The organism is Telluria sp. PB2R4, from assembly GCF_059685695.1.
Window position 1 is genome coordinate 183,950 of sequence record NZ_JCASIC010000006.1, and the last position, 24,888, is coordinate 208,837.

Sequence of the window (24,888 nt, forward strand, 5' to 3'; positions counted from 1 at the left end):
GAAGCTCTTTTGATGATAAGAATAAATGACCTGGGCGCCGGAAGGAAAATGTCTGCTAAGCCACTGACAGCGCAGTCATAAAAACTGCACGATCGCCCCCCAAGGTCGAATTAAATCGGAAACCACATGAAAACGTTCACTGCATCCGCCGTGTTTGCAGGTCTGGCGCTCGCCGCGCCGCAAGCCGCGCTGGCGCAGCACTGGTCCTATGAAGGCGACGGCGGGCCGGCCAACTGGGCGAAACTCGATCCCAAGTTCGTCATGTGCGGCATGGGAAAGAACCAATCGCCGATCGACCTGGCGCAGTTTACGGATGCCGAACTGAAGCCGCTTAAAGTGATTTACAGAACAGCCGCCACTGACATCCATCACAAGGGCCGGCCGGTAGCCGCCGACATCCTCAATAATGGCCATACGGTGCAGGTCAACTACGAGCCGGGAAGCATGCTGGTGGTCGACGGACGCGAGTTCGAACTCAAGCAGTTCCACTTCCATGCGCCGAGCGAGAACACAATCAACGGCAAGCATTTCCCGCTTGAAAGCCACTTGGTCCATGCTGACAAGGACGGTAATCTCGCGGTGCTGGCCGTGATGTTCTCGGAAGGCAAAGCCAATCCACTGTTAAGCCAGCTTTGGGAGAAGCTGCCTGCCAAGGGCATAAAGAATGCGCTGCCGTCCGGATTAAGCGCGGCGGGTCTGCTCCCGGCCTCGCATGACTACTACAGCTTCAGTGGCTCGCTGACCACGCCCCCCTGCTCGGAAGGGGGGCGCTGGCTCGTGTTGAAGCAGCCAGCCACGGCTTCCAAAGCACAAATAGAACGCTTCACCAGCGCGCTCGGCATGGCGAACAACCGCCCGGTGCAGCCTACGAATGCGCGCGCCGTGCTGCGTTGATCTGCAATGTCGGCATGCCCGGCTGGTTCGACTGCGGCTTGAACGTCATGAACCGCCCGGGCGCGGGCATTTCGTCAGCCCTTACACCACCGACCCCAGCTTGAAGATCGGCATATACATCGCAATCACCAGGCCGCCGATCAGCACGCCGAGGATCACCATGATCAGCGGCTCCATCAGCGACGACAGCGCCGCCACCGCCTCGTCGACTTCCTCTTCGAAGAAGTCGGCCACCTTGCCCAGCATGGCGTCGAGCGAGCCGGATTCTTCGCCGATCTGCACCATCTGGATCACCATGTTCGGGAACACATTCACGTTCTGCATCGAGATCGTCAGGCTGGTGCCGGTGCTGACCTCAAGCTGGATCTTCTTGGTCGCTTCCAGGTAGACGTCGTTGCCGGCGGCGCCGCCGACCGAGTCGAGCGCTTCCACCAGCGGCACGCCGGCGGCGAACATGGTCGACAGGGTGCGGGTCCAGCGCGCGATGGTGGCCTTGCGGATGACGGCGCCGAAGATCGGCAGGCGCAGCAGGACGCGGTCCATGGCCTGCTGCATCTTGCGCGAGCGCTTCCAGGCCTGGAAGAAGAAGTACAGGCCGCCGCCGATCGCGCCGAAGATCAGCCACCACCAGGCCACGAAGAATTCGGAGATCGCCATCACGACCAGGGTCGGGGTGGGCAGGTCGGCGCCGAAGGTCTTGAACACTTCCTTGAAGGCCGGGACCACCCAGATCATGATCACCGCCGTCACGATGAAGGCAATCGCCAGGATCGCGATCGGGTACATCAGGGCCGACTTGATCTTGGCCTTGATCGCCAGCGTCTTCTCCTTGTAGACCGCCAGGCGCGTGAGCAGGTCTTCCAGGATGCCGGCCTGTTCGCCGGCGCCCACCAGGTTGCAGAACAGCGGATCGAAGTAGACCGGGTACTTGCGGAAGGCGTTGTTCAGGCTGGTGCCGGTCTCGACGTCGTTACGCAGGTCCATGATCAGGCGCGCCATCGACGGGTTGCCGTGGCCCTTGCCGACGATGTCGAAGGCCTGCAGCAGCGGCACGCCGGCCTTCATCATGGTGGCCAGCTGGCGCGTGAACAGGCTCAGGTCCTTGTCGGTGATCTTGCGGCCGCTGCGCAGGGTCTTCTTCTTGACCTTGCTGACCAGGATGCCCTGGCGGCGCAGCGTCACGTTGACGATCGCCTCGCCGCCGGCGCGCAGTTCGCCGCGCACGGTCTTGCCGGTCTTGTCCTTGCCTTCCCAGGCATAGACCGATTCCTTGACCTGCGCTGCGGCGCGGTTCCGGGTTTGGAGGGAGGTAGCCATAGTTTCCTGTTCGTCGCCTATTCGTTGGTGCAGCCGAGCACTTCTTCGAGGCTGGTAAGACCTTGTTTCACTTTCATCAGGCCCGAGCGGCGCAGCGAATTCACGCCTTCCTTCTGGGCCTGCTCGGCGATCTGCATGGCGTTGCCGTGCGTGAGGATCAGGGATTCGATCGCAGGCGTGATCGGCATGATCTGGTAGATGCCGACGCGGCCCTTGTAGCCCGAACCGAGGCAGCGGTCGCAGCCGACCGGGCCGTAGGGTTTCCAGTCGCCTTCCAGGTCGCTTTCGCGGTAGCCGGCCGCCAGCAGCACCTCGCGTCCCGTCTCGAGCGGCTGCTTGCAGTTGCACAGGCGGCGCGCCAGGCGCTGCGCCGTGATCAGGATGACCGACGAGGCGATGTTGAAGCCGGCCACGCCCATGTTCATCAGGCGCGTCAGGGTGGACGGGGCATCGTTGGTGTGCAGGGTGGAGAACACCATGTGGCCGGTCTGGGCGGCCTTGATCGCAATGTCGGCGGTTTCCAGGTCGCGGATCTCGCCGACCATGATGATGTCGGGATCCTGGCGCAGGAAGGACTTCAGCGCCACCGGGAAGGTGAGGCCGGCCTTGTCGTTGACGTTCACCTGGTTCACGCCGGGCAGGTTGATCTCGGCCGGGTCTTCCGCGGTCGAGATGTTGATCCCGGGCTTGTTCAGCAGATTCAGGCAGGTGTACAGCGACACCGTCTTGCCGGAACCGGTGGGGCCGGTGACCAGCACCATGCCGTAGGGGCGCGAGATCGCGTCCAGCAGCAGCGCCTTTTGCTCGGGGTCGTAGCCGAGCGCGTCGATGCCCATCTGCGCCTGGGTGGCGTCGAGGATACGCATGACGGTCTTTTCGCCGAACAGCGTGGGCAGGGTCGAGACGCGCAGGTCGATGGTGCGGGTCGGGCCCATGACCAGGCGCATGCGGCCGTCCTGCGGCACGCGCTTTTCCGAGATGTCGAGCTTGGCCAGCACCTTGATGCGCGAGACCAGCTTTTCGCGGATCGACAGCGGCGGGCTGGCATGGTCGCGCAGCACGCCGTCCACGCGCATGCGGATGCGGTAGTACTTCTCGTAGGGCTCGAAGTGGATGTCGGAGGCGCCCAGCGACACCGCGTCCATCAGGATCTTGTTCAGGAAGCGCACGATCGGCGCATCCTCGACCTCGCTGGTGGCGTCGGGCGGCGCCACCTGCTGCGCATCGTCCTCGGCGAACTCGATCTCGGCCTCTTCGCCGGCCAGTTCGTTCAGGGCCTGCTCGGCGCTCTTGGCCAGGGTCCCCAGCAGCTTGAGCAGGACGTCGTGGGCGACGATCACCGGCTCCACCGAGGCCTCGCTCTGGAACTTGATCTGGTCCAGGGCCTGGATATTGGTCGGGTCGGACAGCGCCACCGACATCTTGTTGCCGCGCTTGGCCAGCGCGATGACGCGCTGCGCCTGCATCAGCTTGGCGTCGATGGCGGCAGTCGGGATGGCGTCCGGCGCAAAGCTGGACAGGTCGAGCAGCGGATAGCCGAAAGTCTCGGCGCAGAAGCTCGCCAGCGCGCCGGCGTCGATGATGCCGCTCTCGAGCAGGGCGTCGATGAAGGCGGTCTTGTCGGCGGCCGCCTTTTTTTGCAGCGTGTCGGCCTGTGCCGGGCTCAGCCGGCTCGCCTGCACGAGCGCGCGCGCCAGGCCCGACAGGGGCGCAGCGGTGATCGTGTTGGGGAGGACTGCAGCCATAAAGGACCGAGGGAGCTGAGAAGACGGAGATTACCCGGGGTGGATTCTCTGGATGATGCCTACGGGCATCAAATTTGTAAAGGATTCCGTCCCGGGAAGATGCGTACGCGCCACGTACTCAGGCTGGTGCGCGACGTTTCGTGGACCGGCTGACAATGCTTGTGGTCGGGCCGACAATGAGTATGGTGCAGGCGTCAAGATTGCGTATTGACGATGTCCGGGGCGGCAGTTTGCGCTTCTTCATGGAGCCCGACGATCGTAGGGTGGGCGGCTCCAGCCGAGAATGCGATTCATCCACAACGTCATTGCCGCCCACGCGTTCAACTCCCTGTCGAGCAGATGGAACGGTTATTCGCGTGCCGCTTGAACGCGTGGGCGGCGCGAATATCCCGGCTTATCACCTTGTCGAGTGGAGCCGCCCACCGTACGAAAGCCGATTAACGCAGCGCCAGGCGCGTGGAAGCGCCTGCCACCGGCGTCGGCGCCTGTTCCAGCTTGAACACCGACAGCGCCGCCGTGAGCTGGGTGGTCTGCTCGGTCAGCGATTCCGCCGCCGCCGATGCTTCCTCGACCAGCGCCGAATTCTGCTGGGTCATCTCGTCGATGCTGCCGATTGCGCGGCCGATGTCGTCGATGCCGGCGCTCTGGCGCGCGCCCGCGGCGCTGATCTCGGCCATGATGGCCTGCACCTTGCGCACCGATTCCACGATCTGCCCCATGGTCACGCCGGCTTCGTCCACCAGCGCACTGCCGGCGCTCACCTTCGACACCGAGTCGCCGATCAGCGCCTTGATCTCCTTGGCCGCCGCCGCCGAGCGCTGCGCCAGGTTGCGCACCTCGCTCGCCACGACCGCGAAGCCGCGGCCCTGCTCGCCGGCGCGCGCTGCTTCCACCGCGGCATTCAGCGCCAGGATGTTGGTCTGGAAGGCGATGCCGTCGATGACCGAGATGATCTCGACGATCTTGTTGGCCGAGCTGTTGATGTCGCCCATCGTGCTGACCACGCCGCCGACCACCTCGCCGCCGCGGGTCGCGATGCTGCTGGCGGTTTCCACCAGCGCATTGGCCTGGCTGGCGGCGCTGGCGTTCTCGCGCACCGCGCCGGTCAGCGTGTCCATCGAGCGGGCGGTGTGGTCCAGGCTTGCCGCCTGCGATTCGGTGCGGCGCGCCAGGTCGGCATTGCCGCTCGCGATTTCCGAGCTGGCCATGGCGATGGTGTCGGCCGAGGCCTTGATTTCCGCGACCAGGGTCGCCAGGCGGCCGCGCATTTCCTTGAGTGCCACCAGCAGGCTGCCCTTGTCGCCGGCCTCCAGGCGGATCTCGGTCGACAGGTCGCCGCCGGCCACGGCCTGGGCGATCTCGCGGGCGTACTCCGGTTCGCCGCCCAGCTGCTGCCAGATGGTGCGCACCACGAACCACGAGACCAGCGCCAGGCTGGCGATCACGATCAGCGCGGTCGCGATCATCGAGAACAGGACGTTCTGCACACTGTTCTTGCTGCCTTCGATGCCGGCCGCGAACTGGCGCTGGGCCGCTTCGTTGACCTTGGCCAGGTCGCCGTTGAGCACGGCAAGGGCCGACTGCATCTTGCCGACGACAGCCTGCGGGTCGCCTTGTTCCATCTCGAGCATGATGCGCGCCGCCGACAGGGCCGGTGCGTAATACGCATCGAATTCCTTGGCCAGGCGCGTGCCGGTTTCCAGCTGCCCCGGAATCTGCCTGAACTTCTCCAGCCTGGCGCGCAGCTTGCCGGCCTGCTCGCCGACCTGGCCGATCTTGTCCTTGTCGCCTTCGGCGACCGCGTCCTGCAGGCCGTCGGTGACGGCGGCGACGTCGAGAATGAGGGCCTTGGAGGCATCGAGCACCGGGTAGTCGACGCTCGCGGTCGTGGTGATCGAATGCAGCGCGCCGTTCGCGATCATCGCGCTGGCGCCGGCGCCGAGGCCGAAAATAATGGCGGAAATGACGGGCAGTGCCCAGATCCTGCGCTTGATGCTCATGGTGATGTCTCCAGAATGCAGAAACCGCCGGCGGTACGGGAGCCGCCGGCGGGTGCTACTGATTGAAAGCCTGCTTACTGTGCCGAGTAGACGACCTTGACGCTGCCGTCGACGGCGCTCTTGTCGATGTAGCCGATCGCCTTCGGATTGGCGGCGACGGCGGCCTTGACGGCGGCGCTGTCGCCGACTTCCTTCGGCATCGTGGCCTTGCCGGTGAAGACCAGTTTCGACCACAGGGCCTTGACCTGGGCGGCATCCTTGTCCGCGACCTTCTTGTAGAACTCGGCGCGGATCGGCGACGAGTCGGCCTGGTCGATCGGGGTCATGGCGGTCGATTTACCCAGGAAGAACTGGGCGATCTGTTCCTTGGTCATCGACGCTTCGCCGGCCTTCGGGTTCACCACCACCACCACTTCGGCCATGGCCGAGGTCGAAACGACAGCGGCGGCGGCAAGGGCGAACAGCTGTGCAATCATCTTCTTCATATACGTCGCTCCTTAGAACACGAAGTCGAGGGCGACGGCGCCGACGGTCACGGTGTCGTTGAAGCCGGGGGTGGCGTTCACGAACAGGCCGGTGCCGTTCTTGGGCTTGACGCGGTCGATCTGCGCCTTCAGCGCCACCGAACTGGCGAAGTCCCAGCGCACGCCGATGGTGTCGGTCGATTGCTCGCCCTGGCCCACGCCGGTGTTCGGCAGGCGGCGCACGCCGGCGCCGAGCTGCTGCATGGTCGGGGTGCAGGCGGCAGGGTAGCCGGCCGGGCAGGCTGCCGGCACGGTGTTGACGACGGCGCTGTCGATCTTCAGATTGCTGTGGCTGACGTAGGGCATGAACTTGCCGATGCGGTAGCCGCCCATGACGTACCAGGCGCTGGTGTCGTTGATGTAGGTGTCGCTCTTGCGCTTGGCGAATTCGGTCTGGACGACGATGTCGTTCCAGTCCATGGCCAGGCCCAGCGAGCTGAAGGAAGCCTTCTTGCCGTTGGCTGCGATGTCGGTCGCCAGCACCGGCAGCTGGGCGAAGCGGTAGCCGGCGCCGGCGGCGCGCAGGCCGGCGACCAGGGTGTTCAGCGAGGCCGAGTCGTCGATGGTGATCTTGCCGGTAGCGTGGCCGGCGCGGACCGTGAACGGGCCGTGTTCGGCGCTCACGTTCAGGGCCGCCAGCTTCCTGCCTTTCACATGGATGTCGCCGGACACTGGCGACTTCACGCTGCCGTAGGCCAGCTGCGAGGTGAGGGTCGTGTCGCCGAAGCTGTGCTGCCAGGTGACATCGACGCCGTCGACGCTGTTGAACGGCACCTGCGAATAGACTTCCGCCGGCGGGCGCACCATGTGGTTGGCGTAGCCGACATTGCGGTAATCGGAAATCATGAACACCGGCAGGCCGACGCGGCCGATGCGGACGCTGATCTCATCCGAGATGCGTGCCTTGGCGAAGGCCCAGCTCAGTTCGGCGCCGTAGCTCGCTTCGGCATCCTTGCGCACCAGCCCTTGGGCGGTCAGCGACAGCCAGCTGTTGACCGGCATGTCGGCCTGCAGGCCCAGGTTCGAGTCGATGCCGGTGCGGAAGTCGCGCGACGAACCTCCAGCCTGGTTCGGGCGTGCGAACTCGGCGTGACGGGTGTCGGCATAGGTCAGGGCGCCGGTGCCGAAGCCGCTGATCTTCACTTGAGGGAAGCCGCTGCCATCCTGGGCATGGGCCATCGGGGCTGCCAGCGGAAGCGCCAGCAGACTAGCAATTACAGTTTTCTTCATCATCGTTCTTGTTGCAAAAGCTGCTCGGGAAGGACGGCGCTGAAAAGGCAGCAAGCAGGCAGCGTCGTTAGGTTCTGGAAACGATTCTATCCAGCGAGCAATTTCGTAAGCAACAAGTTGATGACAATTGGTGACAATTTAGAAAATCACCTCTAACAAATCGTTGTTGCATGGACACAGCGCGTTGTCAGATGACAACGTTATATCGTCAGTTTTAATTCCACCAGTGACAAGTCGTTCCTGCCGCCGGCAGCTTGGCTTGCCTGGCTTCGTGCACGATGCCGGCCTTGACCGCCGCGTCGGCGTCGAAGATGCGGGCATTGCCCGTCAGGTTGCTGCGAATGTCGGTGGCCGTGCCGGCCGCGGTGGTGGCCTCGAGGAAGATGCTGGCGTAGCGCTCGGCGTCGAAATCGAGGCAGTCGCGCCATTCGGACACGCGCGAATGGTCGGCCGCGACCAGGCTGCCGAAGCCCCAGTGCAGCGGGTGGATCAGGAAGCGTGTGCCGGGGCAGGCGTAGCGCTGTTGCCCGGCCAGGAAGATGACCACCGCCACCGATTCCACGCTGCCGATGTTGTGCGTGGCGAGCGGTACCGGCAGCGACTTCAGGAAGAAGTACAGCGCGAAACCGGCCGTCATGTTTCCGCCTTCGCTGGACATGTGCAGTTCGATCCCGGTGGCGCCGTTCTGCAGCGCCTGCAAGCAATTGTTGCGGATGCCGCTGGCGGAACTGTGGTTGATCGGTCCGATGAAATGAACGATGTGCAATGCCATGGGCCCTCCCGACGCAGTGGGCCCAAGCATAGCAAGATTCAGGCAGCGACCGCGTCCGGAAGCGCTGCTCGTCCGGCTAGCTGCCCCGGTAGGTCGAGTAGGACCAGGGCGTCATCACCAGCGGCACATGGTAATTCTGGCTGTTGTCGGCGATGCCGAAGGCAATCGTGATGCGGTCGAGAAAACGCGGTGAGGGCAGGTCCACGCCCTGGGCGGCGAAATAGTCCCCGGCGTGGAACACCAGTTCGTACTGGCCGGGGCGCAGCAGCTCGCCTTCCAGCAGCGGGGCGCCGCAGCGGCCATCCGCATTGGTGAGCTCGGATTTGATCAGGGTGCGGCCGCCGGCGTCGACGCCATACAGCTCGACCCGGACGCCGGCCCCGGGACGCCCATGGGCGGTATCGAGGACGTGGGTGGAAAGTTTGCCCATATCAGCTGGTTGAGTTGAAGTATGCGGGCAATCATATACCCTTGTGCTTCCTGCAATATATGATCGCCGATATACCTGCCTTTCCCGGATGCCATGGACACCTACTCGAACTACCCGCGCGACCTCACCGGCTACGGCCGCAATCCGCCTCATGCGCAATGGCCGGGCAGGGCGCGCGTGGCGCTGCAGTTCGTCCTCAACTACGAGGAGGGCGGCGAGAACTGCGTGCTGCACGGCGATCCGGCCTCGGAAACCTTCCTGTCCGAGATCATCGGCGCCCAGGCCTTCCCGATGCGCCACATGAGCATGGAGTCGCTCTACGAATACGGTTCGCGCGCCGGCCTGTGGCGGGTGCTGCGCCTGTTCGAGGAGCGCGGCCTGCCGCTGACGGTGTTCGGGGTGGCGATGGCGCTCAAGCGCCATCCGGAAGCGGTCAGCGCCTTCCGCGAGCTGGGCCACGAAATCGCCTGCCACGGCCTGCGCTGGATCTCGTACCAGAACATGGACGAGGCCACCGAGCGCGCCCACATGGCCGAGGCGGTGGACATCATGCGCGAGCTGACCGGCGAGGCCCCGCTCGGCTGGTACACCGGGCGCGATTCGCCCAACACGCGCCGGCTGGTGGTCGAGCACGGCGGCTTCGCCTACGACGCCGACCATTACGGCGACGACCTGCCGTTCTGGCAGCAGGTGGCGCTGCAGGACGGCCGGCTGGCGCCGCACCTGGTGGTGCCCTACACCCTCGACACCAACGACATGCGCTTCGCCGCGATGCAGGGTTTTAATTCCGGCACCCAGTTCTTCGATTACCTGAAGGATGCCTTCGACGTGCTGTACGCGGAGGGCGACCCGGACGGCCTGGACCGGCCCAAGATGCTGTCGGTCGGCCTGCACTGCCGGCTGGTCGGGCGCCCGGCACGGGCGCAAGCGCTGGCGCGCTTTCTCGACTACGTGCAGGGACACGACGGGGTCTGGATCACGCGCCGCATCGATATCGCGAACCACTGGAAATCGGTGCATCCTTTCCTAAAATGACAGGGTGCCGTCATTCATTAGATATGCTTATATATTGATAAGTAATATATAGATAATCTTATAGTTCGAGTGGCTGCGGGTGGTAGCCTTCCGCCCTTGCCCGAGACCGTTTCAACAAGACTTCCACGAGACCCTGATGCCAGAGCCGATCCGATTCTATTACCGTGGCGCCGTCCAGGAAGTATCGGATGTGCGGCCGACGCAGACCATCCTGCAGCACCTGCGCGAAGACTTGCACTGCACCGGCACCAAGGAAGGCTGCGCGGAAGGCGACTGCGGCGCCTGCACCGTGGTGATCGGCGCGCTGGAAGACGGCAAGCTCGCACTCAAGGCCGTCAATTCCTGCATCCAGTTCACCCCCACGCTGGACGGCAAGGCCCTGTTCACGGTCGAAGACCTGCAGGCGCCCGATGGCAGCCTGCATCCGGTCCAGCAGGCCCTGGTCGAGTGCCATGGCTCGCAGTGCGGCTTCTGCACGCCGGGCTTCGCCATGTCGCTGTGGGGCATGTACCTGAAGCGGGAAGGCCACGGGCCTTCCGGCCGCGCGCCTTCGCGCTGCCAGATCGACGACGCGCTTTCGGGCAACCTGTGCCGCTGCACCGGCTACCGCCCCATCATCGATGCGGCCCGCCGCATGGTCGAGTTGCCGGCGGCAAGCTTTGACCGGGCCGCGCTGGCCGAACGCCTGGGAGCGCTGCAGCGCGCCCACGGTTTCACCTATGAAGCGCAAGGCGGGCGTTTCCACACGCCGCGCACGCTCGACGAACTGGTCGCGCTGCGCTGCGAATTCCCGTCCGCGCTGCTGCTGGCCGGCTCGACCGACGTCGGCCTGTGGGTCACCAAGCACATGCGCGAGCTGAACGACATCATCTACCTCGGCCAGGTGGAGGCCCTCAAGACCGTGGTGGAAAGCGGGGGTATGCTGGACATCGGCGCCGGCGTGACGCTGCAAGATGCCTATGCGGCGGTCTGCCGTCATTACTCCGAGGAGCTGGGCGAGATGTGGCAGCGCTTCGCCTCGCTGCCGATCCGGAATGCCGGCACGCTGGGCGGCAACGTCGCCAACGGTTCGCCGATCGGGGATTCGATGCCCTGGCTGATTGCCCTGGGCAGCCAGGTGGTGCTGCGCGGCGCGGCCGGCGAGCGCGTGCTGGCGCTGGAAGATTTTTATCTCGGCTACCAGCAGAAGGATTTGCAGCCGGGCGAATTCGTGCAAACGCTGCGGGTGCCGCTGCCGCGGACCGGCCTGCGCTTCCGTACCTATAAACTGGCCAAGCGCTTCGACCAGGATATATCAAGCGTGTGCGCCGCCTTTGCGGTGACGCTCGACGGCGATGTCGTCGCCGGCGCACGCATCGCCTTCGGCGGCATGGCGGCCACGCCCAAGCGTGCCGCCGGCGCGGAAGCCGTCCTGCTGGGCCAGCCGTGGAACGAAGCGACGATGCGCGCCGCGATGGACGCGCTGGCCCAGGACTACGCGCCGTTGAGCGACATGCGCGCATCGAACAGCTACCGCATGCGGGCCGCCCAGAACCTGCTGCGCCGCTTCTGGCTGGAGACCCGCGTCGACGATCCCTTGCCGTCGACGGCGGTCAATGCCTTCGCGGCCGATTGAGGAGGAGCACATGAACGACGCAGGCACACCCATCCTCGGCACTGCCCAGTGGACCGAAGTCGGCAAGCCACGGCCGCACGAATCGGCCGTGCTGCACGTGCTCGGCCAGGCCACCTATACCGACGACATCCGCGAGACCGCCGGCACGCTGCACGCGGCGCTCGGGCTCTCGTCGCGCGCCCACGCACGCATCCTCGGCATCGACCTGGCGCCCGTGCGCGCCAGCCGCGGCGTGGTGGCGGTGTTCACCGCCCAGGACATCCCGGGCACGAACGATTGCGGCCCGATCATCCATGACGACCCGATCCTGGCCGATGGCCTGGTCCAGTACGTCGGGCAGCCGGTGTTCATCGTGGTCGCGGACAGCCATGACAATGCACGCCGCGCCGCCAGACTGGCGCAGGTGGACTACGAAGACCTGCCGGCCATCCTGACCCCGCAGGCGGCGCGCGCCGCGCAATCCTGGGTGCTGCCGCCGATGCGCCTGGCCCGCGGCGATGCGCAAGGCGCGTTCGCCGCCGCGCCTTATCGCGTCCGGGGCGAGTTGTACGTCGGCGGCCAGGAGCAGTTCTACCTCGAAGGCCAGATCGCCTACGCGATCCCGGGCGAAGACCGCGGCATGCACGTCTACTGCTCGACCCAGCACCCGAGCGAGATGCAGCACGTGGTGGCGCACGCGTTGGGCCTGCATTCGCACCACGTGACCGTCGAGTGCCGCCGCATGGGCGGGGGCTTCGGCGGCAAGGAATCGCAGTCGGCGCTGTGGGCCGCGGCCGCGGCGATCGCGGCCGCGCGCACCGGCCGGCCCGTCAAGCTGCGCGCCGACCGCGACGACGACATGCTGGTGACCGGCAAGCGCCACTGCTTCCACTACGAGTACGAAGTCGGCTACGACCGCGAGGGCCGCATCCTTGCCGCGAAAGTCGACATGGTCACGCGCGCCGGTTACTCGGCCGACCTGTCCGGCCCGGTGGCCACGCGCGCGGTCTGCCACTTCGACAACACCTATTATTTGTCCGACGTCGAGATCCGCGCCGCCTGCGGCAAGACCAATACCCAGTCGAACACCGCCTTCCGCGGCTTCGGCGGACCGCAGGGCGCCATTGCCATCGAATACATCATCGACGAGATCGCGCGCAACCTGGGCCGCGATGCGCTCGACATCCGCCGCCTGAATTTCTACGGCAAGACGGATCGCAACCTCACCCCCTACGGCCAGACGATCGTCGACAACGTCATCCACGAACTGGTGGCCGAGCTGGAACAGACCGGGGACTACCGGGCCCGGCGCGCGGCGATCAATGAATTCAACCGCGGCAGTCCCGTGCTCAAGAAGGGGCTGGCGCTCACCCCCGTGAAATTCGGCATCGCCTTCAACGTCACCCACCTGAACCAGGCCGGCGCGCTGGTGCACGTCTACGTGGACGGCTCGATCCTGGTGAACCACGGCGGCACCGAGATGGGGCAGGGCATCAATACCAAGGTGATGCAGGTGGTCGCGCACGAACTGGGCGTGGACTTGAAGCGCGTGCGCGCCACCGCCACCAACACCGGCAAGGTCGCGAATACCTCGGCCACCGCAGCCTCCACCGGCGCCGACCTGAATGGCAAGGCGGCGCAGGACGCCGCCCGCACCATCCGCGACCGGCTGGCCGCCTTCGTCGCTGGGCAGTTCGGCGGCGACGCTTCGGAAGTCCGCTTTGCCGACGACAGCGTGTTCGTGGCGGGCCAGGTGCTGCGTTTCGGCGACGTGATCGCCAAGGCCTACCTGGCGCGGGTGCAGCTGTGGTCCGACGGCTTCTACGCCACGCCCGGCCTGCACTGGGATCCGAAGACCATGAACGGCCATCCGTTCTCCTACTACGCCTATGGCGCGGCGATCTCGGAAGTGGTGGTCGACACCCTCACCGGCGAATGGAAGCTGCTGCGCGCCGACGCGCTCTACGACGCCGGCAACTCGCTCAACCCGGCGATCGACATCGGCCAGGTCGAAGGCGCCTTCATCCAGGGCATGGGCTGGCTCACCACCGAGGAATTGTGGTGGAACCCGGCGGGCAAATTGATGACGCATGCGCCCTCGACCTACAAGATCCCCGGCATCTCCGACTGCCCGGAAGACTTCCGCGTACGCCTGTTCGAGAACCGCAACGTCGAGGACAGCATCCACCGCTCCAAGGCCGTGGGCGAGCCGCCGCTGCTGCTGCCGTTCTCGGTGTTCTTCGCGATCCGCGACGCCATCTCGGCGGTCGGCGGGCACAAGCTGAATCCGCCGCTGAATGCGCCGGCGACCTGTGAAGAGATTCTCCGGGCGGTGGCGGCCGTGGAAGCGGCGGGCGCCTGATGAGCGATTGGCTGACAGGCACGCTGCCGGCGCCCGCAGTGCTGGTGACGGTTGCCCGCGTCGAGGGTTCCGTCCCGCGCGAGCCGGGGGCGCGCATGCTGGTGGATGCCGAAGGGTTTCGCGGGACCATCGGCGGCGGACACCTGGAGCACCGGGCGCTGGAGATCGCGCGCGCGATGCTGGGGCAGGGCGGGGCGGCGCATGTCGAACGGTTTCCGCTGGGGCCGAAGCTTGGGCAGTGTTGTGGGGGGATTGCGTGGCTGGCGTTTGAGTTTGCGGATGCGGAGCAGCTGGCGCTGCTCGACCAGCGCCGCAACGAGGACACCTGGCGCGTGGTTTTCGTAGGGTGGGCGGGTCTCCCGCCCGCGCGTTCAACTAAAGAATGCGCTGTGGCTGCGCTTCCGTCAGTTGAACGCGCGGGCGCACAACAGGCCACTGGCCTGTCGTGCCCCGCCCACCCTACAACGGCGATATTCGACGGCAACGGGCGCCAGCTCGCCGGCGGCAATGTCCCGGCCTTCGACCGCAGCCAGGGCACCCACCTGTTCCAGGACGCCGAAAACCGCCTGTGGCTGGCCGACGCCGTACCGTCCCCGCGCGCGCACCTGATGCTGTTCGGCGCCGGCCACGTCGGCGCCGCCATCGTGCGCGCCCTGGCCGACTTGCCTTGCCGCGTCACCTGGGTCGACGAGCGCGACGCCTTGTTCCCGCCCGCGCTGCCGGCCAACGTGACGGTCGAAGCCACCGACACGCCGGAGGCGCTTGTTGAAAACGCGCCACACGGCACCACCTTCCTGGTCATGACGCACAGCCACGCCCTTGACCTGGCCCTGTCGCACGCGATACTGTCGCGCCCCAGCGCGGATTGGTTCGGCCTGATCGGCTCCACTACCAAGCGCCGCCAGTTCGAGCACCGCCTGCGCGAACGCGGCATCGACGATGCGCGCCTCGACGCGATGGTCTGCCCGGTCGGCCTGCCCGGCATCGAGGGCAAGGCCCCGGCCGTGATCGCGGCCTCCGTGGCGGCCCAGCTGCTCACCGTGTGGGAAGCAGCTGCCCGCCAAGCCCATGTTTCTTCGGATTGTCAAGATGTCCAACACTAAGCTCCAGGCTTACCGTGCAAGCTTGCTGCACTTCCATGCCGACCCGGCCTTCGATGGCGACGCCCATGCCTGGCTCGAGGACGGCCTGCTGATCGTCGAAGACGGCAAGGTCAAGGCCGCGGGCGACTACGCCGCCCTGATCGATACGCTGCCGCCCGGCGTAACCCCGCACGACTACCGCGGCCAGCTCATCACCCCGGGCTTCATCGACACCCACCTGCATTTCCCGCAGACCGACATGATCGCCTCGCCCAGCCCGGGCCTGCTGCCCTGGCTGGAGACCTACACCTTCCCGACCGAGCGCCGTTTCGAGGACCCGGCCCATGCGCGCGCCACCGCCGAGTTCTTCCTCGACGAACTGCTGCGCTGCGGCACCACGACTGCCGTCGTGTACTGCACCGTGCATCCGCAATCGGTGGATGCGTTTTTTGAAGCCAGCGAAGCGCGCAACTTGCGCATGGTGGCCGGCAAGGTGCTGATGGACCGCCACTGCCCCGACTTCCTGCGCGACTGCGAGGGCGGTGTCGGCGCCAGCGCCGACCTGATCGAGAAGTGGCACAAGCGCGGCCGCCAGCTGTATGCGATCACTCCGCGCTTCGCCCCGACCTCGACCGACGCCCAGCTGCGCGCCACCGCCGAACTGGCCGCGGCCTACCCGGACACCTTCATCCAGACCCACGTCTCGGAGAACAAGGACGAATGCACCTGGGTGGGCGAGCTGCATCCGCAGGCGCGCAGCTACCTGGACGTGTACGAGCGCTTCGGCCTGATGCGCCCGCGCGCGCTGTTCGGCCACTGCATCTGGCTCGACGACGAGGACTTCGCGCGCATGACGGCCACGGGAAGTGCCGCGGCGGTATGCCCGACTTCCAACCTGTTCCTCGGCAGCGGCCTGTTCGACTTCGACCGGGCCGACAAGGCGCGTACGCTGCTGTCGCTCGGCACGGATGTGGGCGCCGGCACCTCGTTCTCGATGCTGCAGACCATGAACGAAGCCTACAAGGTGGCGCGCCTGAAGGGCAGCTACCTGCCGGCCCTGCGCATGTTCTACCTGGCCACGCTGGGCGCGGCGCGCGCCATGGGGCTGGAAGGGACGATCGGCAGCTTTGCGCCGGGGGCGGAGGCCGACTTCGTCGTGCTCGATCCGCAGGCCACTCCGCTGCTGGCGCGTCGCACGGCGCAGCTGGCGTCGCTGGAAGAGCTGCTGTTCGCGCTGGCGCTGCTGGGGGATGACCGGGTGGTCAAGGCGACGTATTCCGGCGGCGAGCAAGTCCACGCCCGCGGCGCTTGAAATAGGATTTTTCGTAGGGTGGGCAGGTTCCCTGCCCACGCGTTCAGGCAGTGCATGCGGGAGTTGAACGCGTGGGCGGGAGACCCGCCCACCCTACGTAGGCATATTGCAAACGCTAACTCAACCGTATAGAGTTGCGCGGTCCAGTGCAGGCGCGAGCTTGCCATAACCGCACCAGAAAGTCCGATCCATGTATACCAAACTGACCGGCAGCGTCCTGCTGGCCCTGGCCCTGGCCGCCGCCCCGCAAGCCCTGGCCAAGGGCCCGGCATCCAAGGCCAACGAAACCGCCACCGCCCGCCATTACGCCAGCCTGATCGCCGGCGAGCCGAAGACGGCCGAGCTGACCCTGTTCTTCACCCAGATGCCCAAGGGCGGCGACCTGCACCACCATTATTCGGGGTCGGTCTACGCCGAGCAGTACGTCGACTTCCTCGACAAGCAGGGCTACTGCCTCAACAAGCAGACCTACCGGATCGAGACCAGCAAAGAGGTCGTCGCCGCCGAGCGCGCCAAGCCGGCGGAACAACGCAACTGCCTGTCGACCGCCGAGGTCTATGCCGACGACTACACCTACCGCGAACTGCTGCAGCGCTGGTCGAACAAGGACTTCGGCAACCATGGCGCGCTCCAGCCGCCGCCGGACCGCCTGTTCTTCCAGACCTTCGGCTTCTTCGGGCCGGTGTCGAACGCGAACTTCCGCGAAGGCCTGCAGGAGCTCAAGAAGCGCGCCATCGCGGAAAACGTCGGCTACATCGAGACCATGTTCAAGATGTCCCCGTTCGTGGTGAACAAGGACTTCGACACCCAGGCCTGGAACAATGTCGGCAATGACCGGGCCTTCGACGCCCAGATGGGCGCCTGGCTGGCGGTGCTGGAGCAGGATGCCGGCTTCGCCAAGTCGATCGAGGATTTCGTCACGAAGATCCACGAGTCGGCCGAAGGCATCGACGACGAGCGCTTCACCATGCGCTACCAGACCTACGTGCTGCGCCTGCTGAACCCCTCGCAGGTGTTCTCGTCGATGGTGTCGGGCTTCAAGGCGGCGGCAATGAGCGACAAGATCGTGGGCGTCAATATCGTTGGCCAGGAAAGCACGATGGTCTCGATGCGCGACTACACGCTGCACATGAAGATGTTCCGCTTCCTGAAGTCGCGCTATCCGGAAGTGAAGGTGGCGATGCACGCCGGCGAACTGGCGATGGGCGACGTGCCGCCGGAAGGCCTGAAGTTCCACATCGATCAGGCGCTGGTCGTGGCCAACGCCGACCGCATCGGCCACGGTCTCGACCTGGCCCACGAGACCAATGCGCCGGCCATCATGGCCAAAATGCGCAAGGACGACATCCCGGTCGAGATCAACCTCACCTCGAACGCCTTCATCAGCGGCATCGAAGGCGCCAACCACCCGGTCACCCTGTACCGCACATACGGCGTGCCCTACGTGATCTCGACCGACGACGCCGGCGTCACCCGCCATACGCTGTCCAACGAATACGTGCTGTTCGCCAGCCGCTACAAGCCGGACTATGCGGAGATGAAGCGGACCTCGTACAACAGCATCCGCTACGCTTTCTTGCCAGTGGCAGAAAAACAACGTCTGACCCGCCAACTGGACGAGCGTTTCGCGGCCTTCGAGGCCAAATTTGCCGGCCTGGCAAAGCTGCGCGCTGCAGCGAAATAAGGGCCTGGCCAGGCGCTGCACATCTCTGGTGCAGCGCTTGGCAGTCATCTTTTATCGGTAACTTTTCGATCACAAATGATCGATAATGCATCTTTTGTGGCTCGCCTGCTACAAAACATCCCCTTCCATCTCAGGTTTGGCCAAATTCTTATTAAAAAAATTTCGCCTAGGAATGCCGCCTTTATAATCCCGCCTTGTAATTTTGCTCGGGTTTAACCCAGGTTTGTAGCGCAGATGCGACGTAGTGGTGCGTATTTATACGACAAACGTATGAATATCGAAGCCAAAACGAATTGGCCGGTTTGATAACGCTCATGCATATTGAGGTTTGATTACCAAAAGGCATCATCGTTCGATCGGGTGCGCGCCGTGTCATTTCGTTGAAACACTTGCACGTTACACTTGCCGCCGCTAGCCGGCAGGCCCGCCTGGGCACCATGCAGCAAAAGAAAAGATTGCAGTACTTGTAAGAGAGGGGCAACCGTCGGCTGCCCGTTATAACTATAGTTCTTTTTGGGGTTATCAATGATCACTCAACAACAGATCCGGCTCACCAAACTGGCGCTGGCTTTGTCTGTTGCGTTGGCTGCCACGCCAGTCTTCGCACAGAACACCACCTCGGCCATCGGCGGCCGTATCTCGGCCGCTGACGGCAAGCCTGCCGTCGGCGCCCAGGTGCAGATTGTTCACACCGAGTCGGGTTCTGTCAGCAATGTCACGACCGACGCGGAAGGCCGTTACGTTGCACGCGGCCTGCGCGTCGGCGGTCCTTACACCATCATCATCACGCAGGGCGGCGTCACCGAGCGCCGCGAAGGCGTGTTCACCGAGCTGGCCGAAACCGCCGCCGTGGACGCGACCCTGGGCCAGAACATGCAGACCGTGACCGTGACCGGTTCGGCAGCCCGCTCGGAGATCTTCTCGAACCAGGCCATGGGTTCGGTCACCGCGATCAGCCGCGCCGACCTGGAAACCCAGGCATCGATCAACCGCAACCTGCAGGACTTCGCGCGTCTCGATCCACGCGTGTCGCAGACCGACAAGGACCGCGGCGAGATGTCCGTGGCCGGCCAGAACTCGCGCTACAACTCGATGACCATCGACGGCGTGGCCATCAACGATACCTTCGGCCTGGAAGCCAACGGCAGCCCGACCGCCCGCCAGCCGATCTCGATGGAAGCCATCGCCTCGGTGCAGGTCAACGTCGCCAACTACGACGTGACCCAGCGCGGCTACACCGGCGCCAACGTCAACGCCGTCACCAAGTCGGGTACCAACGTGTACCACGGCGGCGCCTACTACGTGACCCGCGACGACCGCCTGGTCGGCAAGCGTTACAACCAGACCACCGACGACTACTTCGACGCGCCGGAATTCAAGGACAACACCAAGGGCCTGTGGGTCAGCGGCCCGCTGGTCAAGGACAAGCTGTTCTTCTTCGCCCTGGCGGAGAACTATGAAAGCAGCCGCAGCGGTCCGGAATTCGGCGCCATCGGCACCGGCACCGGCACCACCGTCGGCATCAGCCCGAACCAGATCAACCGCATCAAGGAAATCGCCCAGAGCCGCTACGGCTTCGACATCGGCAGCACCGACGTGCCGGCCGGTACCAAGATGAAGTCGGAAGAGCGCATGCTCAAGCTCGACTGGAACATCAGCGACGACCACCGCGCCAACCTGCGCTACTCGAAGACCTCGCAGAACGAGCCGATCTTCCCGGGCTTCTCGCAGAGCGGCGTGTCCCTGAGCTCGCAGTTCTACAACCAGGACAAGACCATCGAAACCCTGGTCGGCCAGGTGTTCTCGGACTGGACCGAGAACCTGTCGACCGAATTCAAGGTTTCGCAGCGCGATTATGACTCGGTGCCGGTCAACAATGCCACGCTGCCGACCATGTCGTTCTCGTTCACCGGCCCGCTGCCGTCGGACGCACCGAGCGGCACCCGCACCGGCACCCGCTTCCTGAACACCGGTACCGAGCAAAGCCGCCATAACAACGTGCTGGGCACCAAGACCCTGGACGTGTACGCCGGCGCCAACTACCTGTGGGGCGACCACGAATTCAAGGTCGGCGCCGACTACACCCAGAACAAGGTGTACAACGCCTTCCTGCAGAACGTGTACGGCAACTACACCTTCCAGTGCGATAACAACTTCGCGTACACCTTCGGCTCGATCAACTGCGCCACCGCGACCGCGGCCCAGATCGACGCTGCGATCTTCGAGAACTTCTCGCGCGGCCGTCCGTCGTCGTACACCGTGCAGCTGCCGGTGGCTGGTGGTTCGCTGAGCAACGCGATCGCCCAGTTCACGATGAAGAACACCGGCGTGTTCCTGCAGGATAACTGGACCGTCAACAACAACCTGACCGTCAGCGCCGGCGTGCGCGTCGACGTGACCGGCGTCGACAACCGTCCGCTGCGCAACGCCGCCGTGGCCGCACCGACCGTCGCCGGCAACGCCGCCACCTTCCTGCGCCAGTCCGGCGGCTATGGTGTCGACAATACCCAGACCTTCGACGGCAACAAGCTGTGGCAGCCACGTGTCGGCTTCAACTACAAGTTCGACACGGCACGTCCGACCCAGGTGCGCGGCGGTGCCGGCCTGTTCCAGGGCGCGGCGGCGACCGTGTGGATGTCGAACCCGTTCTCGAACCCGGGCATCGCTACCCGCACCATCACCTGCTCGGGCTCGGGCGCAACCCGCTGCCCAAGCACCGACGGCCTGTTCACGCCGGACGTGAACGCCCAGCGTACCGTCACCGGCTCGACCCCGTCGGCCAACGTCGACGTCCTGTCGCCGGACCTGCGCCAGCCATCGATCTGGAAGGCCAACCTGGCATTCGAGCATGAGCTGCCGGTCGGCGGTCTGGTGTTCGGCGCCGAGCTGCTGGCGACCCAGAACAAGGATTCGATCTTCTACCAGAACCTGAACCTGGGCGCACCGACCCGCATCGGCAAGGACGGCCGCGAGCTGTACTACAACGCCAATGGCCTGTCGGCGAGCTGCTATACCTTCACCAACAACTCGGTGGGTAATGCAACCAACTGCCAGAACACCAACAAGGCGCTGTCGAACCTGAGCTACGGTAACGTGCTGCTGGCCAAGGGCACCGACAAGGGCGATGCCCAGGTCCTGACCTTCTCGCTGACGAGCCCGACCCGCAAGGGCTTCGGCTGGTCGGTCGCTTACTCGCACACCAACGCGACCGAAGTCTCGCCGCTGACCTCGTCGACCTCGAACTCGAACTGGTCGGGCCGCTCGGTCTTCAACCCGAACGAGGAAGTCGCCGCCAATTCGTCCTACCTGGTGAAAGAGCGTATCAATGCCCGCATGTCGTGGGAGAAGCGCTTCTTCGGCAACTACCGCACCCGTCTCGGCGTCTTCTATGAAGGCCGCGAGGGCAAGCCGTACAGCTGGACCTTCAACAACGACCTGAACGGTGACGGACTGGCCGGCAACGACCTGATGTACATCCCGTCGGCCGAAGGTTCGGGCGAAGTCGTGTTCTTCGGCGACACCGCGACCAACAAGAGCAACGAGGCGCGTTTCTGGGCAACCGTCAACGCCAACGAAGTGCTGCGCAATGCCAAGGGCGGCGTGGTCGGTCGTAACACCGACTTCTCGCCATGGACCAACAGCTTCGACGTGAAGATCACCCAGGAACTGCCAGGCTTCTTCAGCAAGCACAAGGCCAGCTTCTCGCTCGACATCCTCAACTTCGGCAACCTGCTGAACAAGAAGTGGGGCCGTATCGAAGAAGTGGGCTTCCAGTCCGCCGGCGCACAGGCGCGCAGCTTCGTCGACTACGTCGGCCTGGATGCACAGGGCCGCTACGTCTACGGCGTGCGCAACAACGTGGAAGACCTGAACGTTCGCCAGAACAAGGGCGAGTCGCAGTGGGCCATCCAGGCAACCGTCAAGTACGAGTTCTAAGCTGAACGCGTGAAGGCATCCCTGTGATGTGAGAACGGCCGGTGGCGACACCGGCCGTTTTCCATTGGGTGAAGCCATGTGATAATGCGCAGGGCCGACAGGCACCTTCCTCCATCGAGAATATTCCATGAACGTACATCTGCGTGCCCCGGCACCTCTCCCACGCGCCGTGCTGGCCGTCGCCATTTCACTTGGCCTGGCCGGCTGCGCCGCCACCGCCAGCCGCGAGCCGGTGAGCATCAAGCTGGTCGCCATGAACGACTTCCACGGCAACCTCGAGCCGAGCCGCTTCACCCCGACCAACCCGGACGGCAGCAAGGCGCCGGCGATCCGCGCCGGTGGCGTCGAAGCCGTGGCGGCGGCGCTGCAGGCCTGGCGCAAGGAGGACAAGGACCTGCTGTTTGTCTCGGCGGGCGACCTGATCGGCGCCAGTCCGGCGATGTCCTCGCTGTGGGCCGACGAACCGACCATCGAGGCGATGAACATGCTGGACCTGCGCGTGAGCGCGGTCGGCAACCACGAATTCGACGCCGGCCGCAAGGAGCTGCTGCGCCAGCAGCACGGCGGCTGCGATTCACCGCGTCCGGCCAAGGCCTGCCAGATGGCGCCGACCTACGGCGGCGCGAAGTTCACCTACCTGGCTGCCAACGTGATCGACAAGGCCACCGGCAAGCCTTTCATCCCGGCTTTCCGCATCGAGGAAACCAAGGGCATCAAGGTCGGCCTGGTCGGCGTGGTGCTGGAAGACACCCGTTCGGTCGTCATGGCCTCGGGTATCGCGGGCCTGGAATTCGGCGACGAGGCCGCGGCCATCAACCGCGCCATTCCCGACATGCGCCGCCAGGGCGCCGACGTGATCGTGGCCCTGGTGCACCAGGGCGGCAACACCAAGGACCACCCGACCCAGCCCGGCTGCGCCAACCTCACCGGTCCGATCGTCGGCATCGTCGAGAAGCTCGATCCCAGCATCCGCCTGGTGATTACGGGCCACACCCACCAGAGCTACCTGTGCAAGGTCGGCGGCCGCACCGTGACCCAGGCGTCTTCCTACGGCCACCTCCTGACCCGCATCGACATGAAGGTGCAGAAGGGCGCAGGCGTGGTCGGCGACATCAAGGTCGAGAACGTGCTGATGAAGGCGGGCGATTATCCGGCCGACGAGCGGATGGCCGCCTTCATCGTCAGGGTGAAGGACAGCAGCCGCGCCGCCCTGAACCGCCCGGTGGCGCGCCTGGCCACGGCGCCGGTGCTGCGCAAGCAGAACGCGGCCGGCGAAGCGCCGCTCGGCAACCTGATCGCCGACGCCGTACTGGCGGCCACCCGCAACGTGGGCGCGCAGATCGGCCTCATGAACGAAGGCGGCATCCGCAAGGACCTGGAGGCCGGCGCCGACAACGTGGCAGCCTTCGGCCAGGCCCAGGCCGTGCTCCCGTTCGGGAACACCCTGGTGGTGATGGACCTGAGCGGCGCCCAGATCCGCGCGCTGCTCGAGCGCCAGTGGAACAAGGACGGTTCGATGGGATCGATGCTGCAGGTGTCGAACGGCTTCAGCTATACCTGGGACGAGCGGCGCCCGGTCGGCAGCCGCGTGACCGCCATCACCCTGAACGGCAAGCCGCTCATCGATGCCAAGACCTACCGCATCGTCGCCAACAACTTCCTGGCCGAAGGCGGCGACAACTACCCGGAATTCGGCAAGGGAACCAATCGCCTCGAGACCGGCCTGCTGGACCTCGACGCCTTTACCGACTACCTGCGCGCCATCGAAGGGCAGGGCGCGGCGCTGGCCCCTGCCGCAAGCGCGCCACGCATCATCAAGGCACAGTAAGCCGATCATACGAGTCAAGGAAGACCATGAAAAAACTAGCCTGTGTACTCGCGCTCACCAGCGCATTCGCATCGTTCGACGCCGCAGCCTGGGGCCGCGACGGCCACAAGGCGATCGGCGCCATCGCCGACAAGCTGCTCAAGGGCAGCAGGGCGCAGCAGGAAATCGCCAAGCTGCTCAAGCCGGGCGAGTCGCTCGAGCTGGTCGCCAACTGGGCCGACTGCGTCAAGGGGACCTTCTGCGGCGAGCAGACCCCGGAAATGATCGAGTTCGTCAACGCCAACCCGCAGCACGACAAGTATCACTACACCAACGTGCCGTTCCAGCACGACCACTATGACGACCATGGCGTCGGCCGGACCGGCGTCGACATCGTGCAGACGCTGCGCCAGTGCATCGCCGTCCTGCAGGGCAAGACGGATCCGGAGCTGAACCCGCACAAGTTCACAAAACGCCAGGCGCTGATCCTGCTCACCCACTTTGCCGGCGACATCCACCAGCCGCTGCACGTGGGCGCGGCCTACGTCGGCAAGGACGGCAAGTTCGTGGCGCCGAAGACCCAGGGCGAGGTCGACGAGACCGTGATCTTCGACACGCGCGGCAGCAATAACCTGTTGCTGGACGATGCGCGCCTGGGCGCGCTGGCGGCCGCCGTCATCCCGGCGGGCGAGCCCGTCCCGGTGCGGGAAGGCGTGCCGAAGGCGCTGACCAGGCCGTTCCACTCCTACTGGGACAGCACCACGGTCGACTACGCGTTCCGCCGCCTGCAGACACGGACCCCGGAACAGTTTGCCGAGAAGGTGATCAACGGCAAACCCCAGCTGCCGGCGATCGAGGGCGACCCGATCACCGCGCCGTATGCGTGGGCCAACCATTCGCTGTACGTGGCGAAGCAGGCCTTCGACGGCGTCACGCCCGGCAAGCTGACCCCGCAAACCAGCAAGAAGGGCGAGACCTACTACACCTTCGCGCTGGAAGTGCCGCAGAACTACCCGGTGCCGAGCTCGGAGATCGCCAAGCAGCAGCTGATCAAGGGCGGCTACAACCTGGCGGCGATCCTGCTGGCGATTTTCCCGGAGAAGGGTTGAGCGCAGTCTAGCATCGCTCGCGGGAGCGCCGTGCGCGGCGCGCCCCGCACATGGT

General features: G+C 65.2%; 17 protein-coding genes. 10 read left to right on the forward strand and 7 right to left on the reverse strand.

Annotation, left to right across the window (positions count from 1 at the left end; all coding sequences use genetic code 11):
• The first annotated feature begins 126 nt into the window (after window positions 1-126).
• Window positions 127-894, forward strand: coding sequence for a carbonic anhydrase (locus tag AC56LU_RS12445; protein ID WP_497175916.1), 768 nt, complete (start codon window positions 127-129; stop codon window positions 892-894).
• Between the two features lie 81 nt (window positions 895-975).
• Here the strand turns inward: AC56LU_RS12445 and AC56LU_RS12450 are convergent, their stop codons facing one another.
• The 7 genes from AC56LU_RS12450 to uraH all read right to left on the reverse strand — a co-directional run bounded on the left by AC56LU_RS12450 (window position 976) and on the right by uraH (window position 8,912).
• Window positions 976-2,211 carry a type II secretion system F family protein gene (locus tag AC56LU_RS12450; RefSeq protein WP_497175917.1) on the reverse strand — a complete coding sequence of 412 codons (1,236 nt, stop codon included), beginning with the start codon at window positions 2,209-2,211 and terminating at the stop codon, window positions 976-978.
• Window positions 2,212-2,228: 17 nt separating this feature from the next.
• On the reverse strand, window positions 2,229-3,956 hold the full coding sequence (pilB, locus tag AC56LU_RS12455) for a type IV-A pilus assembly ATPase PilB (protein WP_497175918.1): 1,728 nt from the start codon (window positions 3,954-3,956) through the stop codon (window positions 2,229-2,231).
• 437 nt (window positions 3,957-4,393) lie between these two features.
• Window positions 4,394-5,956, reverse strand: a complete 1,563-nt coding sequence (locus AC56LU_RS12460) for a methyl-accepting chemotaxis protein (protein WP_497175919.1) — start codon at window positions 5,954-5,956, stop codon at window positions 4,394-4,396.
• Window positions 5,957-6,030: 74 nt separating this feature from the next.
• Window positions 6,031-6,441, reverse strand: coding sequence for a hypothetical protein (locus AC56LU_RS12465; RefSeq protein WP_497175920.1), 411 nt, complete (start codon window positions 6,439-6,441; stop codon window positions 6,031-6,033).
• A gap of 12 nt (window positions 6,442-6,453) precedes the next feature.
• A complete protein-coding gene (locus tag AC56LU_RS12470) occupies window positions 6,454-7,710 on the reverse strand; it encodes a porin (RefSeq protein WP_497175921.1) in 1,257 nt (418 codons plus the stop codon).
• A gap of 214 nt (window positions 7,711-7,924) precedes the next feature.
• Window positions 7,925-8,482 carry an ATP-dependent Clp protease proteolytic subunit gene (locus AC56LU_RS12475; RefSeq protein ID WP_497175922.1) on the reverse strand — a complete coding sequence of 186 codons (558 nt, stop codon included), beginning with the start codon at window positions 8,480-8,482 and terminating at the stop codon, window positions 7,925-7,927.
• 76 nt (window positions 8,483-8,558) lie between these two features.
• Entirely contained in the window at window positions 8,559-8,912 is a 354-nt protein-coding gene (gene uraH, locus AC56LU_RS12480) for a hydroxyisourate hydrolase (protein ID WP_497175923.1), read from the reverse strand.
• Window positions 8,913-9,005: 93 nt separating this feature from the next.
• Here uraH and puuE point away from each other — a divergent pair, with 93 nt between their 5' ends.
• The 9 genes from puuE to AC56LU_RS12525 all read left to right on the forward strand — a co-directional run bounded on the left by puuE (window position 9,006) and on the right by AC56LU_RS12525 (window position 24,833).
• On the forward strand, window positions 9,006-9,947 hold the full coding sequence (puuE, locus tag AC56LU_RS12485; RefSeq protein ID WP_497175924.1) for an allantoinase PuuE: 942 nt from the start codon (window positions 9,006-9,008) through the stop codon (window positions 9,945-9,947).
• 136 nt (window positions 9,948-10,083) lie between these two features.
• Window positions 10,084-11,562, forward strand: coding sequence for a xanthine dehydrogenase small subunit (gene xdhA / locus AC56LU_RS12490; RefSeq protein WP_497175925.1), 1,479 nt, complete (start codon window positions 10,084-10,086; stop codon window positions 11,560-11,562).
• A 10-nt stretch (window positions 11,563-11,572) separates the two neighbouring features.
• Window positions 11,573-13,903, forward strand: a complete 2,331-nt coding sequence (xdhB, locus tag AC56LU_RS12495) for a xanthine dehydrogenase molybdopterin binding subunit (RefSeq protein WP_497175926.1) — start codon at window positions 11,573-11,575, stop codon at window positions 13,901-13,903.
• On the forward strand, window positions 13,903-15,006 hold the full coding sequence (gene xdhC / locus AC56LU_RS12500; RefSeq protein WP_497175927.1) for a xanthine dehydrogenase accessory protein XdhC: 1,104 nt from the start codon (window positions 13,903-13,905) through the stop codon (window positions 15,004-15,006). Before xdhB ends, xdhC begins: the two co-directional genes overlap by 1 nt.
• Window positions 14,993-16,297 carry a guanine deaminase gene (gene guaD, locus AC56LU_RS12505; protein ID WP_497175928.1) on the forward strand — a complete coding sequence of 435 codons (1,305 nt, stop codon included), beginning with the start codon at window positions 14,993-14,995 and terminating at the stop codon, window positions 16,295-16,297. The genes xdhC and guaD overlap by 14 nt, the downstream gene beginning before the upstream one ends.
• A gap of 190 nt (window positions 16,298-16,487) precedes the next feature.
• The gene (locus tag AC56LU_RS12510; RefSeq protein ID WP_497175929.1) at window positions 16,488-17,981 is read left to right on the forward strand and encodes an adenosine deaminase; all 1,494 of its coding nucleotides are present in this window, start codon (window positions 16,488-16,490) and stop codon (window positions 17,979-17,981) included.
• Between the two features lie 525 nt (window positions 17,982-18,506).
• Window positions 18,507-21,917 (forward strand): TonB-dependent receptor, encoded by a 3,411-nt coding sequence (locus AC56LU_RS12515; protein ID WP_497175930.1) that lies wholly within the window; start codon window positions 18,507-18,509, stop codon window positions 21,915-21,917.
• Window positions 21,918-22,044: 127 nt separating this feature from the next.
• Window positions 22,045-23,745, forward strand: a complete 1,701-nt coding sequence (locus tag AC56LU_RS12520; protein ID WP_497175931.1) for a bifunctional metallophosphatase/5'-nucleotidase — start codon at window positions 22,045-22,047, stop codon at window positions 23,743-23,745.
• 26 nt (window positions 23,746-23,771) lie between these two features.
• Window positions 23,772-24,833: a S1/P1 nuclease gene (locus AC56LU_RS12525; RefSeq protein ID WP_497175932.1), complete on the forward strand. Its 1,062-nt coding sequence runs from the start codon at window positions 23,772-23,774 to the stop codon at window positions 24,831-24,833.
• Window positions 24,834-24,888: the final 55 nt, after the last annotated feature.